The following is a 14719-nucleotide window of genomic DNA, read 5'->3' as shown; positions in this document are numbered from 1 at the left end:
CGGTTCGATGACCATCGTTACTCGAGGTATGAGTGTGTTGTGGCCGTACCGGCCGCCGGCGGCCAGTTACGAGAAGTCGCCGAGCGAAGATTGGCCGGCCGATAGCTCACTGGAGACGGGGTCCGGCTCCGAGTCGAGACTCGACTGGTCGGCGTCCGACCCGCCATCGGGCTCGGGGACGGAACCGCCCTCGTTGGACCCCCACCCCTCGAGGCTGGCCTGATCGGCGGCCGCGAACTCGAGGTTGGCGACGCGGACGCCGAGTTTGCGGACCGGCTCGGTCTCGAACTCGGTAAAGAGGTCGCGAGCGATCCGGTCGACGAGCTCGGGATCGTCGACCGGGCCGGGCAGCGACCGCTCGCGCGTGTTGACGTCGTACGGCGGCGTGACGGCTTTGACGCCGATGGTCCGGTATAGCGCGCCCTCGCGCTGTGCGCGATCTGCGACCGCCGCCGCGAGCGTCTCGATCAGGTCGTACTTCGGTTCGGGATCGTCGACGGGCTCGGCGAACGCCGACTCCCGGGAGAAGCTCTTGGGATCGCCCTTCGGCTCGACCCGGCGGTCGTCCTCGCCGCGAGCGCGGTCGTACAGTTCCCGGCCGCGCTCGCCGAATCGGTCGACCAGCGGCTCGGGATCGGCCGCCGCCACGTCGCCCGCCGTCTCGAGGCCCAGCTCCCGGAGCTCGCGGGCCGTCACGGGGCCGACGCCGTGGAGCAGGTCGACCTCGAGGGGGGCCAGAAACGCCCGGATTTCGCCGGGTTCGACGACGGTCAATCCGTCGGGTTTGTCGAAGTCGCTGGCGATCTTCGCGGCGCTCATCGTCGGCGCGACGCCGACGCTGACGGTCACGCCGACCTCCCGGCGGATGCGGTCCTTGACGTGGCGGGCGAAGCCGTCCGCGACCTCCCAGGCGGTGCGCTCGGTCACGTCGAGGTAGGCCTCGTCGATGCTCACTTCGCGGACGGTGTCGGCGCAGTCGTGGAGAATGTCGCGCACCTCGGCCGCGACCGACTCGTAGTAGTCCATGTCGACTGGCCGGTAGTGGCCGGTTTCGTCGCGCTCGAGTTCGGAATCGTCGATCTCGCCGTTCTCGTGGGCCGCGCGCCTGGGGAGGCGCTCGAGGGCCGTCGAGATGGCTTGGGCGCTCTCGACGCCGAACGCGCGGGCCTCGTAGCTGGCGGTGGCGACCGCGCCGATCGTCTCGCCTTCCTCGTAGCCCATGCCGACGACGAGGGGCTCGCCGCGGAGGTCGGGCTCGCGGAGGCGCTCGCAGGAGGCGTAAAAGCAGTCGGCGTCGACGTGGCAGACGATCCGGTCCTCGTCGTCTGCGCCCTCGACGCCCGGTAGCCGCGGCCCGTCGGACATTCGTCTACGGGTCGATTCGTCCGAACCGACGTGAACGTTGTGCCCGCCCGCGGCGGTCGGCCGGGCACCCGCAAGCGCCGATCGAGATGGCTACAGCTCGTAGGCCATCATCACCTCGTCGACGTGCTCGCCGTCGATCGTGTAGTGGTCCTTCCGGATCGCCTCGGTGTCCCACCCGTGTGCGGTCAGGAACTCGAGTGCGGTGTCGTTGACGACCGGGATGCTGTTGTACAGTTTCCGGTAACCGTTCGCTTCGGCCCACTCGACCCCGCGTTGCAAGAGCGTGCTCCCGATGCCGTGGCCCCGGTAGGCCTCGCGGACGCCGACCGTCTGCTGGGCGACCTCCCGCACCGGATCGATCTGGTGGAGGTCGAGGTGAGTCCAGCCGACGACCTCGCCGTCGACGGTCGCGACGAAGAACCGCCGGGACTCCACCGCGTTGTGTCTGGTGACCGCGTTCTCGTACAACAGTTGCTCGGCGATCGTCTCGGCGACGACGTAGGTCTCTTCCGACGTGACGTCCCGGATCGTGTCGATGAGGCCGTCGAAATCCTGCTGGCGCGCGGGACGAACCGTGACCGTGAACTCTCCCACGTCGTGCTTTTCGATGGCCCCGAACTCGAGTGCGATCCGGAGCGTTCCGCCCTCCTCCTCGAGATAGCCGTCGTCTTTGAGTTCCTCGAGATGCGTACGGAACTCCTCGGCGGGCAGGGAAACGATGTCCAGCAGCTTGTGTCGCTCGGCAGTTCCGTGCCGCTCGACGTACTCGTACATGCGTTTGCTGGCGTCGGAGGAAAACGCCGGCCGTTCTCTTACGTCCATACGAACGCTACGAGTCACGGTCGCTTATCCCTTGTCCATCGTTAGCATGCAACGAACATGAGGGGTGTCGAGAACTCGCAAATGGACCTCGGGCTTCCCGACGACCAGTAATGCGTGCGAGACCCGGCTAGTTGTACTCCCGCCAGCGGTATCCGCAGTCGGTACACTTGAAGAACCGCGTCGGCGGCTCGTCGGCCGAGGCGGTCTGTTTGAGTGTGTACCACGCCTCCTGGTTTTCGCACTCGTCGCAGACGATGTCGGTGGCCTTCGGCTTCCCCTCGAAGTTCGCGTTCTCGTCGGATTCGATCACGTCGTCGTCGGTCTGTGACTCCGTTGTCACGAACGCGTCTTCGTGCTCGCGGTCGCGCTCGCTCGAGGCGCCACAGTCGTCGTTCGTACAGACCATGCGGTCGCCCCGCGCTTTCATCATCGAGCCGCAGTCGTCGCAAAACTGCATAGCCGTTGGCTACGGACTCGAGACGCAAAACTCCATTCGTCCGGGCGCGGAGCCACTCGCTCAGTACGCGTCCTCGAGCGACTCGTCTTCGCGGACGACCGGGCAGTCGGCGACCCGAAACGTCGCGACCGTCGGCACGGAGAGAATGTCGGTCCCCTCGCGAGTACACGCGGTCTCGGGCGGCCCGGCGAAGTGATCGCAGTCTTGACAGTAGGCGCGCTTCTCGACCTCGCGGACCGTGCGCTCGGCCGGGCGGATGACCGCGTCGGAATCGTTCGCGTCGTCTCCCTCGAGTCGCTCCCAGAGCCGATCGGTGTCGATATCGGCCGCGTCTTGGCGATCGAAGAGGTCGTCGAACCCCGGCTCGTCCGCGTCCGCGCGATCCGCGTCCGATCGCTCCGCTACGGTCGCCGCGAGGTCACCGAGCGGCTCGGCGTCGTCTTCGTGTGTCACCTCGATGCCACCCTCCGTCCCGTCCTCACGGCGTTCCTCGGGTTCACACGTCTCGTCCCGCGTACGGTCGTCCCGTCCGTGTCGGTCGGTCATCGCTCCTCACCGTCCGCTCGAGTCGATGGATCCGCCGCCGTGCTTTCCTCGCCGTCGGCCGCCGCTTCGACCGCGTCGAAGACCTCGTCGGTCAGCGACTCGCCGGCCCCGTCGGCCCGTCCCTCGAGCGCGGGCGGATCGCCGGTCAGCAGCCGGTGGGAGCCGAAGATCGACGACCGTTCGGCCACGTCGGAAAACTGGCTCGCACAGCGGGGACACTCGGGCGCGGTCAGTAACGCGATATCGACGCTCGAGTCGCAGTCCTCGCAGGCTGCCGTCCGGATCCCGACCCGGTTCGCCGCGAGCCGGAGCCGATCCGCGGCCTCGCGTCGCTGCCGGCGCTCGGCGAGTGCCTGGCGCTGCTCGCGGAGGTCGACGACGGCTCGCGCGAGCGCCGTCGATCGGTCCGCGAGCGCGTCGGTCTCGGCGAGCAGTTCCTCGAGGACGGTCTCGAAGTTGTCGAAGCCGCTATCCACGCGGTCCGCGAGGGTCGCGAGGTCCTCCTCGAGCGTCTCGCAGTCGGCCGCCGTGGCGAGGTCGGGGTGGTCGTGGTCGGCCGACGCTTTCCCGTCTGTCTCGCGTTTGACCTGCACGACGCGGTCGCGAACGTCCTCGAGGTGGTCGGAAAACTCCTCGCGCTGGGCCTCGAGTTGCCCCCGTAGTTCTGCGAGGTCGTCGCGGGCGGCCGGTTCGTGGTCGTCGGTCGTCACGGCGTGTGCCGCGGAGACCAGTCGACGACAGACGGCGCCACGACTCTCACCTCGCCGAGTCGCTTCCTCGGCGAGCCAGTCGTCGACCTCGGGCGGCGGATAGAAAGAGACGCCGCCGTCGTCCTGGCTGGACATTTGCCGGAGAGAGGGCCCGGAATCGCATAAGGGTTAGTTCCGACTCAGAAGCTGAGTTCGGCCTCGTGGGACCGCCCGCGGCGGTCACCGAATCTTGCGGACGTTGCTGATGTCGAAGCCGCCGTCGTGGATCTCGGTCTCGAACCGGACGATGTCCTCGTCCTCGAGTCGCGAGAGCACGCCTCGGAACTGCTCGACGACGAGCGTGCGGGCGCGCTCCGAGCCGCCGCTTTCCCACTCGAACAGCAGCGTGCCGTCGGTGGCCTCCTTGAGTCGACCCAGATCCGTCGGCTCGAGCAGGTCGGCGTTGACGAGCAACAGAATGACGCCGCCCCATCGGTGTGAGGCGCGTTTGAGCCCTTTCAGCAGAATCGTCAGGTCCGCCCAGCCGAGTCGCTCGTCGGCCGCCGCGACGAGGTCGGTCAGCGAGTCGATCACGACGAGGTTGCCCGTGGCGTGATCGGTCAGATAGTCGCCCAGCGCCTCGAGGACGTCGGTCCGCTCGTTGTGGCTCCCGAGTTCGGTGATATCGGCCATCCCCTCGGCGTACCAGTCGGTCGGCACCGGCGTCAGCTGGAAGTACTCCTCGGCGAATTCGACGAACGAAACGTCCGTCATGCCGGCGTCGACGAGTTCGTCGTCCATGACGAATCCCATCTCGCTGACGACGGCCGCTTGCTCGTCGGTAAACGAGACGTAGTGGACGGTTTCGGGAACCGTCACGCCCGGCTCGAGGTCGCCGTAGTAGAGTTCGAACAGGTCGGGATCGGTCTCGAGGAGGCCGTTCATCGCGGTGCTCGTGTAACAAAATTCCCGCGCGCCGGCCCCGGACTCGCCGGCCAGCAGGACGACGCTGCCGGCCGGTGCGCCGCCGCCGATCATCCGATCGAGCCGCGAGATTCCCAGCGGCATCCGCTCCATACGTCCCCGTTCGGACGAACCGATATACCTGTTGTGGCAGGGGTGACGGATTCGGTCACGACGGGTCGGTGCTAAGGCGCTCGGGCGCGTATCGAACGCATGGCTATCGTCGCGGAAATCTCGATCGAGGCCGACGAGTTCCTTCTGGGCCGGATCATCGCCGAGTACCCCGGCCTGTCGGTGGAAATCGAACGCGTCGTTCCCGCTGCAAAGCGTATCATGCCGTACATCTGGGGCTACGGGACGGATCTGGACGCGTTCGAAGCAGCCATGAAAGCGAGCCCGAACGTCGCGTCGATCACCGTTCTCGACGAGTACGAAGACCGGGCGCTGTACAAGATCGAGTGGGAAGACCCGGCCGAGCAGCTGATCACCGGCATCGCTCGGACCGACGCGACGATCCTCGAGGCCCACAGCGACGACGAGTGGCTCTTTCGGATTCGCTTCGAGGAACACGCCGGGCTCACGCGGTTCAACAAGTACTGCCTCGAGAACGACATTACGTACCGGCTCAACCGCGTCTCTTCGCTCGCCGACACCGGCGCGGGCGAGGACGACTACGGCCTCACGGAGGCCCAGTACGAGGCGCTTTCCCTCGCCGTCGAGCGCGGCTACTTCAAGGTCCCGCGCGAGGTCGAGTACGAGGAACTCGCGGACGAACTCGGCGTCTCGGTGCAGGCGTTCTCCGAGCGGGTGCGCCGCGGCGCGGACAAGGTACTCGAGAGCGCTTTCAATCAGGCCGTGTCGGGAAAGCCTTAAGACGATATTCAGGGAGGCCATTACTACCGAGATAAAGGCCATGAGTAGCCCGGAGCACGCGCTTTGCCGATCCGCTTCCCTCAGAGAGCATGGTCGAACGCCTTCGGCTCGAGCAAGCTGAGACGCCCGAATTTCTCGACGCGATTCACGCGCTGCTGGCCGACTCGGACCGGCGAACCGTGCTTCAGTATCTGATGGCCCAGCACCAACCGGTGACCGTCCACCGGCTGGCGACCGAACTCGCGGCGGCGGAGTACGGTGCCGCCACGGCCGATGCACTCGACCGCCAGCGGGAGATCGCGTTGGGCCTGCGCCACGCACATCTGCCCTTGCTTCAGGATGCGGGGGTAGTCGACTGGAACCTGGAGCGAGACTCGGTCGCGCTGACGCCGATACTGGACCACCTGTCGGTGACGGTTCCGGATCCCGGCGGACTGCTCGACCTGTCGCTGTCCTCCCGTCCGAACTCTCAGTAGACCCGTTTCGGTTCGCGTCTCGAACCGCCGCCGTCACTCTCCTTCGAGGTGGCCTCGAGCACCGCTTTTGGCGGCTTCTGCGAGGATCACTCGCCCCTCGAGCCCCCGCTCTGCCAGCGCGTCTGCGGCCGCGGCTTCGGCCTCGTCGACGTGATCGATATCCGTGACGCCGTAGACGACGGGGCCCCACGACGACTGCCCAATGCCCGACAGCACGGGGCAGTCCTCGAGCGCTTCCACCAGTTCACCCGCGGGCGGCCGGAAGACGCCACCCTGCGCGTCGGCGTACCAGGCACCGTTCTTGCGGCCGATCTCGGCGATGGCCTCGCCGAAGGCCTCGAGCCGGCCCGCTGCGGCGGCTGGCAGCAGTTTTCGGGTGACGACACCGGCAATCTCGTCGGCGACCGCGGGATCGGCTCGCTCGACGACAGTGCGCATGCTCGCGTCTTCGTCGTCGCCGCTGCGGCCGGGGTCGGCGTCTGGGACGACGACCAGAAACCGCCACTCCGGCGGGAGGGTGTGGCGGGCGACGACCGGCGGCACCGTCCAGTCGCCCTCGGCCGGCGGCTCGGTGGTAAAGCGAGTCGTCGGGTGCCCGGCGTCGACGACGAAGCCGCCACCTTCGAAGGTCGCGACGCCGACGCCGCTGCGACCGCCCCGCCCCATCGCCGGCGCGTGCTCTCGAACCCGCGGCTCGAGGCCGTGGGCCCGCGCGGTCGCCGCCAGAACGGCCAGCGCGACCTGCGTGCCGCTGCCGAGACCGACGTGGCGCGGCAGCGACTCCTCGAGCGAAATCGAGACGCCGTCGACCGCGAGCACGTCGGCGGCGCGACGGGCGTACTCGCGGACCAGCGGGTCGTCGGTTGCGACGGTTGCGGCTGGTTCTGCGGTGACGGTGACCCGCGGCTCCGCGAGGCCGACGCCGATACCGCCGTAGAGTCGCTCGCGAGCGAGCGAGAGGTTCTGGAAGCCGACGTGGAGTCGTGCGCCGGCGCTGACGGTCGCGGTGGCCATTGCTGTCCGCCGCTACGAAAGCCCCGGGCAAGGGGGTTTCGACGCTGGCAACGACTGTCGGCGTTTTCTCCGGCAGCAGATCGTCGCCGTCGGACCGGGTGACCGATGGCTGCCCTCGGATCGCAGGACACAGCGGTTATATCGCTCGCACCGACAGTTCACGACGATGCCGGACCCCGACGCCTCGGTCGTCGTCCCCGCCCGCGACGAGGGAGACCACCTCGAGCGAACGCTGGATGCGCTCGCGGCCCAGCGGTTCGACGGGCGACTCGAGGTGATCGCCGTCGCGAGCGGCGAGACGACGATTTCGGTGGCACGCGAGCATCCGATCGTCGACCGGGTGCTAATCGACGACCGACGGGCCGGTCCGGGACCCGCACGAAACCGGGGCACGACGGTGGCCGACGGCGACGTACTACTCTTTACGGACGCCGATACGGTCGTCCCGCCGACGTGGGTCCGGCGGCACTACCGCCACTACGCTACCCCCGGCGTCGTCGGCGTCGGCGGCCCCCTCCGACCGCTCGAGGCCGGCATCCGCCACCGAGCGTGCTTTCGGCTCCTCTCGGACTGGTGGTATCGCGCGTGCTGGCCGCTGGGGTTCGTCCAGCAGCCCGGTCCCAACTGCAGCGTGCGACGGACGGCGTTCGAGGCGATCGACGGCTTCGACGAGTCGCTGGGGTTTCTCGAGGACACCGATCTCTCCTTGCGGCTCTCGCGGGAGGGAACCGTCGTTTACGATCACACCTGTCCCGTCGAAACCTCCGCGCGACGGCAGGAACGAGTCGGCTACGCGCGACTCTTTCTGTGCTATCTCGTCGGCTACCTCGAGTACGCCGCGCCCGACCGCTCGCCGACGCGGGATCACTTCCGGTGAGACCGGGCTTCGGACGACTACCCCTGCCGGCTGGCCGAACAAATTCGGCCGAATACGGGGGCACGAACGGGTAACCGAGAAAGGGGAACTTATGCCCGCTCGAATCACAGTCAGACCATGAGCAGCGACGACGAGTTCGACTACGGGAAAGACGAGTCCCTCCGAAGCCGTGAGGTGACGGAGGGACCGGACAAGGCCCCGCACCGCGCGATGTTCCGCGCGATGGGGTTCGACGACGAGGACTTCGGCTCGCCGATGATCGGCGTGCCGAACCCGGCGGCCGACATCACGCCGTGTAACGTGCACTTAGACGACGTGGCCGAGGCCGCCCTCGAGGGCGTCGACGACTCCGGCGGCATGCCCATCGAGTTCGGGACGATCACCATCTCCGACGCGATCTCGATGGGGACCGAAGGGATGAAGGCCTCGCTGATCTCCCGCGAACTGATCGCCGACTCCGTCGAACTGGTTTCCTTCGGCGAGCGCATGGACGGGCTGGTCACCGTCGGCGGCTGCGACAAGAACATGCCCGGCATGATGATGGCCTCGATCCGGACGGATCTCCCCTCGGTGTTCCTCTACGGCGGTTCGATCAAGCCCGGCGAACACGAGGGCCGCGAGATCACGGTTCAGAACCTCTTCGAGGGCGTCGGTGCCGTCGCCGACGGCGAGATGAGCGAGGAAGAACTCGACGAGATGGAGCGCCACGCCTGCCCCGGCGCGGGCTCCTGTGGCGGCATGTTCACCGCGAACACGATGGCCTCGATCTCGGAGGCGATCGGCTTCGCGCCGCTTGGCAGCGCCAGCCCGCCCGCCGAGGACGAATCGCGCTACGATGTCGCCCGCGAAGCCGGCGAGATCGCCGTCGAGGCCGTCGAAGCCGGTCGGAAGCCCTCCGACTTCCTGAGCAAGAAATCGTTCGAGAACGCCATCGCGCTGCAGGTCGCCGTCGGCGGCTCGACCAACGCCGTCCTCCACCTGCTGGCGATGGCCGCCGAGGCCGGCGTCGATCTCTCCATCGAGGAGTTCGACGAGATCAGCCAGCGCACCCCGAAGATCGCCGATCTCCAGCCCGGCGGCACGCGGGTGATGCAGGACCTCCACGCGGTCGGCGGCGTCCCGGTCGTTCTGAACGCACTCTACGAGGCCGACCTGCTTCACGGCGACGCGCTGACGGTCACGGGGAACACGGTCGGCGAGGAACTCGAGCGACTTGATCCGCCGTCGATCGAGGAACTGGACGCGGACTTCCTCTACACCGTCGACGAGCCGAAAGACGAGCAGGGCGCGATCCGCATTCTGACGGGCAACCTCGCGCCCGGCGGGGCCGTTCTCAAGGTGACCGGTGACGATGACCTCCATCACGAAGGCCCCGTCCGCGTCTTCGAAGATGAGGAAAACGCCATGGCGTACGTCCAAGAAGGCCACGTCGAAACCGGCGACGTGCTCGCCATCCGGAACGAGGGTCCCCAGGGCGGCCCCGGTATGCGCGAGATGCTCGGCGTCACGAGCGCGGTCGCGGGCCAGGGCCACGCCGAAGACGTCGCGCTCCTCACCGACGGTCGCTTCTCGGGCGCGACGCGTGGCTTCTCGATCGGTCACGTCGCCCCCGAGGCGTTCGCCGGCGGCCCAATCGGTCTCATCGAGGACGGCGACGTGATCACCATCGATATCGAAGATCGCACCCTCGAGGTGGACCTCTCCGAGGCGGAACTCGAGGCCCGGCGCGAGGAGTGGGAGCGACCCGAACCCAACTACACGAACGGCGTGCTGGCGAAATTCGGCCACGCCTTCGGGTCGGCGGCCAACGGCGCGGTGACCAATCCGGGCGTCAAAGACGACTGACCACACTGAACCGTTCGGTATCACCTCGCACGCCGGCGCTCGCGTACTACTCGAGTGGCGGGTCGGGGGCGGGTCCCTTCGATTTCCTGCACGAATCTTTCCCGCCCATGCGATCGAATACCAGCTAGACCGACGTATGTGCAAATACTGTCTCGAGTGTGACTGGCAGGCCAGCACTGCCGACGGCTACACCGAAAAGGAGGTGTCGGAGAAGGCGATCGAACACTTCGTCGAGACGGGTCACACGGTCGACTCGCTTCGGCTCCCACCACCGGTGATCCTCGAGAACTGAGCCGGCTGCCGTCGATCGCCCCGCCTGACGCGCCCAGCGACCGGTCTCTACGTCGCTCGATTCGGGACGGACGAGGGCCCTGACTGTTATCCTCGTCGCTCGAGGATGCGATCGATGATCAGCCGCGTCGACAGCAGTTGCGCGTCGTCGGTCGGCTCTCGAGCGCTCGCGCGGCGAACCTCGCAGTCGATCCCGCGGCGCTCGAGTTCGGCCGAAATGGCCTCGTCGTCGTGGTGCTGGTCGTGGCCCAGCGCGATCACGTCGGGATCGATCTCCTCGATCGGGATGAAGATATCCTCCTCGTGGCCGAGTATCGCCTCGTCGACGGCCGCGAGCGCGCCCACCACGTCTCGACGCTGCGTCCCCGGACAGATCGGTTTCTCCTTGTGATCGACGTTCGCCTTGCGCGCGACGATCACGTACAGTTCGTCGCCCATCGCGGCGGCCTCCTCGAGGTAGTGAACGTGGCCGGGGTGGAGGATGTCGAAGGTCCCCTGGGCGATGACCGTCCGCGTCACGGCTGTGCCCCCGAATCAGCCCGTCGTTTCCGCATCGATTCCGCCGTCCGTGGTCCGGTAGTCACTGATAGCATCGTCTCGAGCGTTGCCAGTCTCATCCTCGCAGTTCCTCGTCGATGTCCGCCTGCGTGAAATCGAAGAAGTCCTCGGTGTCGGGCAGGTCGACGTCGATCACGTTCAGTTGCGTCGGTTTCCCCTGGGAGTCGAACGCCTTCCAGTCGGTCCGGCGATATGGTGCGCCGATGATGACGTGAACGCTGCCCCGTCCGAAGGTATCCAGATCCGCGTTGCTCGGCCTGATGACGCCGTTCGGGTGAGAGTGGATACTCCCCAGCGCCTTCACGTCGTTGGGTATCTGGTTCGTCTTGACGGTCGCGCTGACGCTGTTGGACTCGGTGCCGGGTACCACGAGAATGTCCGTGATGACCAGCCCATCCCGGTCCACTCCCAGCCGATCGGCCTCGGTCCCCCGGAGAAACCCCATGTACTCGTTGGGATGGGTCTCCTCGGAGGACTCGAGGGCGAACTCCAGCGTCTCCTCGGCGATGCCGAGGATCTCGCTCGAGCGAAACAGCGCGTCGAACAGCCCCATACACCCACCTGCGGCTTTGCGGTTGCTAAACGTTCCGATGCACCGGTTCGCCTCGAATTACGTCGACCACCGGCTTGTCCGGAACCGCGCCCTTCGGCGCGATGCCGTCGATATCGGTCGAACGCAGTGCACCAGGTCACGTACTCCTCCCGGAGCACAGTTGATTCGATCCAGTTTTATCGTTCGCGATACAGTAGGACAAAAGACATATCTGAGTTATGGATCCAATATCGAACCATGCCCTCCCGCCGTTCAGCGCTCGCTACCGTCGTTAGCGTTCTCCCGTCCGCTATCGTTGGGTGTGCATCGTTTCCCCGACTTCGGAACCCCGCCGGAACTGATTGGTCAGCTTCGGTCCCGGAACCGGATATGCTCACACCACCGGTCGCTACTGACGGAGTCGTCGTCGCCGGTGGCCGTCGCGAGGGCAATTTAAAAGACGGGCGTCTAGTCGCGTTCGATACAGAGACGGGAAAGCAAAAGTGGGAGCGTGAGTTCGGGAGAATGACCGGGGTCGCCGCCGCCGACGGCACCGTGTTCGCCGGCGAAAAACGGGTACCAGACCGATCTCGAGTCGTCGCCTTCGACGCTCACACGGGGGAGCGCCGGTGGACGCAAACGGTCGCCAATCTCTCGTCGTCGATGGCCGTAGCGAACGGAACGTTGTATACTGCAAACGGTAGCCTCGCCGCGATCGAAACCGCGGACGGCTCGATTCGCTGGGAGCGGTCCGCTGTCGACGGGACGGATTTCACCGTCGTCGCTGCCCCGGACGATCAGTTGGCAGCCGACGACGACGCGGTCTATTTCGGCGATTCGGACGGAGTCATCGCGCTCGCGGCCGCCGACGGAACTCTGACCTGGCGTTGGCGACCGGAACGATGGGACGTGACTGCCGTCGGTCCGACTCCGATCGACGACACGGTCTACGTCGGCGGTGGCGGAGACGCCGTCGCGCTCGACGAGACGGACGGCTCCCCTCGATGGCGGACATCGTTCGGTCGAGGTGCCGAGATAATGGGATTCCACGGAAGCGACTCGTCGCTACTCGTCGCAGAGAAAACCGACGCCGCTCCGTCGGACGTCTTCGGCACGATATACGAACTCTCGTTGGAAGACGGGAGCGAGCGGTACGAGATGCGGTTCGACGCACCCGTCGAGCGAGCGGTGTCGACGGCGGCCACGTTCGTCATCGGGACCGACGACGGAACCGTGACGTGGACCGACGGCGCGTCGTTCTTTCCCCGGTCCGAGACATCGCTCTCGACCGGTGACTTCGCACTCGGTGCCGCCGGCGAGCGAGCATTCGCACAGACCAGTGACGGAACGCTTTGGGCGCTGTCACCGCCTGCGTGAGGGGCCTCGCTGTGTTCTGATCCGCCACAAACAGCCGAATCGGGATCCAGTGATCGATTCCCTCGAGCCGCCATCGCTTCTTGACAAGGGTTATACGCGACCACCCCAAACGACGAGTCAAGATGACGCGTGACTCCGCCGGGGAACCCGGCGCAGGCGACGGGGATTCCGTCGTCTACGATCTTGCTTCCGATTGTACCGCCGACGACGTAGCAGAGGGGCGCTCCTATCTCGCCGAAATCAACGGCATCGTCGACTACGGCGTCTTCGTCGATCTCTCCGACTCCGTCTCCGGTCTCGTCCACGAATCCGTCCTCGAGGGAACGTTCGCCGTCGGCGACGAGCTCGTCGTCGAACTCGAGAGCATCCGCGACAACGGCGACATGGCGTTCGAGCCCGTCGATGTCGATGACTACACGCTCGCCGAAGTCACCCACGACTACGCGCTGACCGGCACCGACCGCCTCGAGGCGAACGTCGGCGAACAGATTCACCTCGAGGGCGAGGTCACGCAGGTCAAACAGACCGCCGGCCCGACGATCTTCCACGTCGCCGACGAGTCCGGCGTCGTCCCCTGTGCCGCCTTCGAAGAGGCCGGCGTCCGCGCTTACCCCACCATCGAAGTCGGTGACATCGTCCGCGTGACGGGCACGCCAGAACACCGCGAGGGCTCCGTCCAGATCGAGGTCGAGGGCCTCTCGAAACTCGAGGGCGAGGATGCCGACGAGGCTCGCGAACGCCTCGAGCGCAGTCTCGAGGCTCGCGCCGAGCCCCACGATGTCGAGCCGCTGATCGACTGGCCGGCTTTCGAGAAACTCCGGCCGGATCTCGAAGAAGTCGCCCGACTGCTCCGTCGGACGGTGCTCGAGGGGCGGCCGATCCGCGTGCGCCACCACGCCGACGGCGACGGGATGTGCGCCGCGGTTCCGGTCCAGATCGCCCTCGAACGGTTCATCGCCGACGTACACGAGGACGGGAACGCCCCGCGTCACCTCATCAAGCGCCTGCCTGCGAAGGCCCCCTTCTACGAGATGGAAGACGCTACGCGGGACCTGAACTTCGCGCTCGAGGACCGAGAGAAACACGGCCAGCAGCTCCCCCTGTTGCTCATGCTGGACAACGGTTCGACCGCCGAGGACGTGCCGGCCTACGAGACGCTGGCCCACTACGACATCCCGATCGTGGCGGTCGACCATCACCACCCCGATCCCGACGCGGTGGGTGAGCTGCTCGACGCCCACGTGAACCCGTACCTCCACGACGAGGACTACCGGATCACGACGGGGATGCTCTGTGTCGAACTCGCGCGAATGATCTACCCCGAGATGACCGAGGAACTCCGTCACATCCCGGCCGTCGCCGGCCTCTCGGACCGCTCGAAGGCCGACGCGATGGACGACTACATCGCGCTCGCCGCCGAGGAGGGCTACGACGAAGCGCGCCTCCAGGACGTCAGCGAGGCGCTCGACTACGCCGCGTTCTGGCTGCGCTACAACTCCGGCGACCAGCTGATTCAGGACCTGCTCGAGGTCGACAGCGACGACGAGGAACGCCACCGCGACCTCGTCGAGTTCTTCGCCGAGCGCGGTCGCGAAGCGGTCGACGACCAACTCGATGCCGCGATGTCCCACCTTGAGCACGAGACGCTCGAGAACGGCGCGCACCTCTACCGGATCGATGTCGAGAACTACGCCCACCGATTCACCTACCCCGCGCCGGGCAAGACCACCGGCGAGATCCACGACCGCAAGATCGAGGAGACCGGCGATCCGGTCATCACGGTCGGCTACGGCCCGGACTTCGCCGTTCTCCGCAGTGATGGCGTCCGACTGGATATCCCCAACATGGTCTCCGAACTCGAGGCCGAGATCGCCGGCGGCGGCGTCTCCGGCGGCGGCCACCTCGTCGTCGGCTCGATCAAGTTCGTTACCGGCAAGCGCGAGGAAGTGATCGACGCCTTGGTCGAGAAGATGGCCGAGGCCGACATCGACGAGGCGCTCTCGAGCGCCGCGCCGATCGACGACTGAGCCGCGA

Annotated in this window: 16 protein-coding genes; 7 read left to right on the top strand and 9 right to left on the bottom strand. The window is 66.7% G+C overall.

The features are described 5' to 3' along the window. Nucleotides 1–66: 66 nt before the first annotated feature. The 6 genes from NKH51_RS05900 to NKH51_RS05875 all read right to left on the bottom strand — a co-directional run bounded on the left by NKH51_RS05900 (nt 67) and on the right by NKH51_RS05875 (nt 4956). Nucleotides 67–1365, bottom strand: a complete 1299-nt coding sequence (locus NKH51_RS05900; RefSeq protein ID WP_254764320.1) for a DNA polymerase Y family protein — start codon at nt 1363–1365, stop codon at nt 67–69. A gap of 90 nt (nt 1366–1455) precedes the next feature. Next, nucleotides 1456–2187 (bottom strand): GNAT family N-acetyltransferase, encoded by a 732-nt coding sequence (locus NKH51_RS05895; RefSeq protein ID WP_254764319.1) that lies wholly within the window; start codon nt 2185–2187, stop codon nt 1456–1458. A 127-nt stretch (nt 2188–2314) separates the two neighbouring features. Then, nucleotides 2315–2644, bottom strand: coding sequence for a transcription factor S (locus NKH51_RS05890; protein WP_254764318.1), 330 nt, complete (start codon nt 2642–2644; stop codon nt 2315–2317). Nucleotides 2645–2704: 60 nt separating this feature from the next. Beyond that, nucleotides 2705–3190: a DUF8135 domain-containing protein gene (locus tag NKH51_RS05885; RefSeq protein WP_254764317.1), complete on the bottom strand. Its 486-nt coding sequence runs from the start codon at nt 3188–3190 to the stop codon at nt 2705–2707. Beyond that, entirely contained in the window at nt 3187–4035 is an 849-nt protein-coding gene (locus NKH51_RS05880) for a hypothetical protein (RefSeq protein ID WP_254764316.1), read from the bottom strand. The genes NKH51_RS05885 and NKH51_RS05880 overlap by 4 nt, the downstream gene beginning before the upstream one ends. Nucleotides 4036–4119: 84 nt before the next feature. Further along, the gene (locus NKH51_RS05875; RefSeq protein WP_254764315.1) at nt 4120–4956 is read right to left on the bottom strand and encodes an RAD55 family ATPase; all 837 of its coding nucleotides are present in this window, start codon (nt 4954–4956) and stop codon (nt 4120–4122) included. 99 nt (nt 4957–5055) lie between these two features. Here NKH51_RS05875 and NKH51_RS05870 point away from each other — a divergent pair, with 99 nt between their 5' ends. Together NKH51_RS05870 and NKH51_RS05865 are read left to right on the top strand one after the other, a co-directional pair. Beyond that, nucleotides 5056–5715, top strand: coding sequence for a helix-turn-helix domain-containing protein (locus tag NKH51_RS05870; RefSeq protein ID WP_254764314.1), 660 nt, complete (start codon nt 5056–5058; stop codon nt 5713–5715). Nucleotides 5716–5804: 89 nt separating this feature from the next. Next, the gene (locus tag NKH51_RS05865; protein WP_254764313.1) at nt 5805–6191 is read left to right on the top strand and encodes a DUF7344 domain-containing protein; all 387 of its coding nucleotides are present in this window, start codon (nt 5805–5807) and stop codon (nt 6189–6191) included. Between the two features lie 33 nt (nt 6192–6224). Here the strand turns inward: NKH51_RS05865 and NKH51_RS05860 are convergent, their stop codons facing one another. Next, complete coding sequence (locus NKH51_RS05860; protein WP_254764312.1) at nt 6225–7205, bottom strand: beta-ribofuranosylaminobenzene 5'-phosphate synthase family protein; 981 nt, start codon at nt 7203–7205, stop codon at nt 6225–6227. A 166-nt stretch (nt 7206–7371) separates the two neighbouring features. Between NKH51_RS05860 and NKH51_RS05855 the strand changes: the two genes are divergently transcribed. From NKH51_RS05855 to NKH51_RS05845, 3 genes are all read left to right on the top strand, one after another. Further along, on the top strand, nt 7372–8082 hold the full coding sequence (locus NKH51_RS05855; protein ID WP_254764311.1) for a glycosyltransferase family 2 protein: 711 nt from the start codon (nt 7372–7374) through the stop codon (nt 8080–8082). 117 nt (nt 8083–8199) lie between these two features. Next, entirely contained in the window at nt 8200–9927 is a 1728-nt protein-coding gene (ilvD, locus tag NKH51_RS05850; protein ID WP_254764310.1) for a dihydroxy-acid dehydratase, read from the top strand. Between the two features lie 136 nt (nt 9928–10063). After that, entirely contained in the window at nt 10064–10219 is a 156-nt protein-coding gene (locus tag NKH51_RS05845) for a hypothetical protein (RefSeq protein ID WP_254764309.1), read from the top strand. Nucleotides 10220–10305: 86 nt separating this feature from the next. Here the strand turns inward: NKH51_RS05845 and NKH51_RS05840 are convergent, their stop codons facing one another. Both NKH51_RS05840 and NKH51_RS05835 read right to left on the bottom strand, forming a co-directional pair. Beyond that, complete coding sequence (locus tag NKH51_RS05840; protein ID WP_254764308.1) at nt 10306–10737, bottom strand: FAD synthase family protein; 432 nt, start codon at nt 10735–10737, stop codon at nt 10306–10308. A gap of 94 nt (nt 10738–10831) precedes the next feature. After that, the gene (locus NKH51_RS05835; RefSeq protein ID WP_254764307.1) at nt 10832–11329 is read right to left on the bottom strand and encodes a Mov34/MPN/PAD-1 family protein; all 498 of its coding nucleotides are present in this window, start codon (nt 11327–11329) and stop codon (nt 10832–10834) included. A 237-nt stretch (nt 11330–11566) separates the two neighbouring features. Here NKH51_RS05835 and NKH51_RS05830 point away from each other — a divergent pair, with 237 nt between their 5' ends. Together NKH51_RS05830 and han are read left to right on the top strand one after the other, a co-directional pair. Beyond that, a complete protein-coding gene (locus tag NKH51_RS05830; RefSeq protein WP_256527518.1) occupies nt 11567–12685 on the top strand; it encodes an outer membrane protein assembly factor BamB family protein in 1119 nt (372 codons plus the stop codon). A gap of 122 nt (nt 12686–12807) precedes the next feature. Further along, entirely contained in the window at nt 12808–14712 is a 1905-nt protein-coding gene (han, locus tag NKH51_RS05825; protein WP_254764305.1) for a Hef-associated nuclease, read from the top strand. Nucleotides 14713–14719 lie beyond the last annotated feature (7 nt).

Source organism: Natrinema marinum (assembly GCF_024296685.1).
In the GTDB taxonomy this organism is placed as follows: Archaea; Halobacteriota; Halobacteria; order Halobacteriales; family Natrialbaceae; genus Natrinema; species Natrinema marinum.
Note: the sequence above shows the minus strand (reverse complement) of the source record. Positions and strands in the feature narration are given on the sequence as shown.

Coding starts and splice junctions, on each gene's coding strand:
- NKH51_RS05900 (WP_254764320.1), bottom strand. CDS start 1,365: ATGTCCGACGGGCCGCGGCTACCGGGCGTCGAGGGCGCAGACGACGAG.
- NKH51_RS05895 (WP_254764319.1), bottom strand. CDS start 2,187: ATGGACGTAAGAGAACGGCCGGCGTTTTCCTCCGACGCCAGCAAACGC.
- NKH51_RS05890 (WP_254764318.1), bottom strand. CDS start 2,644: ATGCAGTTTTGCGACGACTGCGGCTCGATGATGAAAGCGCGGGGCGAC.
- NKH51_RS05885 (WP_254764317.1), bottom strand. CDS start 3,190: ATGACCGACCGACACGGACGGGACGACCGTACGCGGGACGAGACGTGT.
- NKH51_RS05880 (WP_254764316.1), bottom strand. CDS start 4,035: ATGTCCAGCCAGGACGACGGCGGCGTCTCTTTCTATCCGCCGCCCGAG.
- NKH51_RS05875 (WP_254764315.1), bottom strand. CDS start 4,956: ATGGAGCGGATGCCGCTGGGAATCTCGCGGCTCGATCGGATGATCGGC.
- NKH51_RS05870 (WP_254764314.1), top strand. CDS start 5,056: ATGGCTATCGTCGCGGAAATCTCGATCGAGGCCGACGAGTTCCTTCTG.
- NKH51_RS05865 (WP_254764313.1), top strand. CDS start 5,805: ATGGTCGAACGCCTTCGGCTCGAGCAAGCTGAGACGCCCGAATTTCTC.
- NKH51_RS05860 (WP_254764312.1), bottom strand. CDS start 7,205: ATGGCCACCGCGACCGTCAGCGCCGGCGCACGACTCCACGTCGGCTTC.
- NKH51_RS05855 (WP_254764311.1), top strand. CDS start 7,372: ATGCCGGACCCCGACGCCTCGGTCGTCGTCCCCGCCCGCGACGAGGGA.
- ilvD (WP_254764310.1), top strand. CDS start 8,200: ATGAGCAGCGACGACGAGTTCGACTACGGGAAAGACGAGTCCCTCCGA.
- NKH51_RS05845 (WP_254764309.1), top strand. CDS start 10,064: ATGTGCAAATACTGTCTCGAGTGTGACTGGCAGGCCAGCACTGCCGAC.
- NKH51_RS05835 (WP_254764307.1), bottom strand. CDS start 11,329: ATGGGGCTGTTCGACGCGCTGTTTCGCTCGAGCGAGATCCTCGGCATC.
- NKH51_RS05830 (WP_256527518.1), top strand. CDS start 11,567: ATGCCCTCCCGCCGTTCAGCGCTCGCTACCGTCGTTAGCGTTCTCCCG.
- han (WP_254764305.1), top strand. CDS start 12,808: ATGACGCGTGACTCCGCCGGGGAACCCGGCGCAGGCGACGGGGATTCC.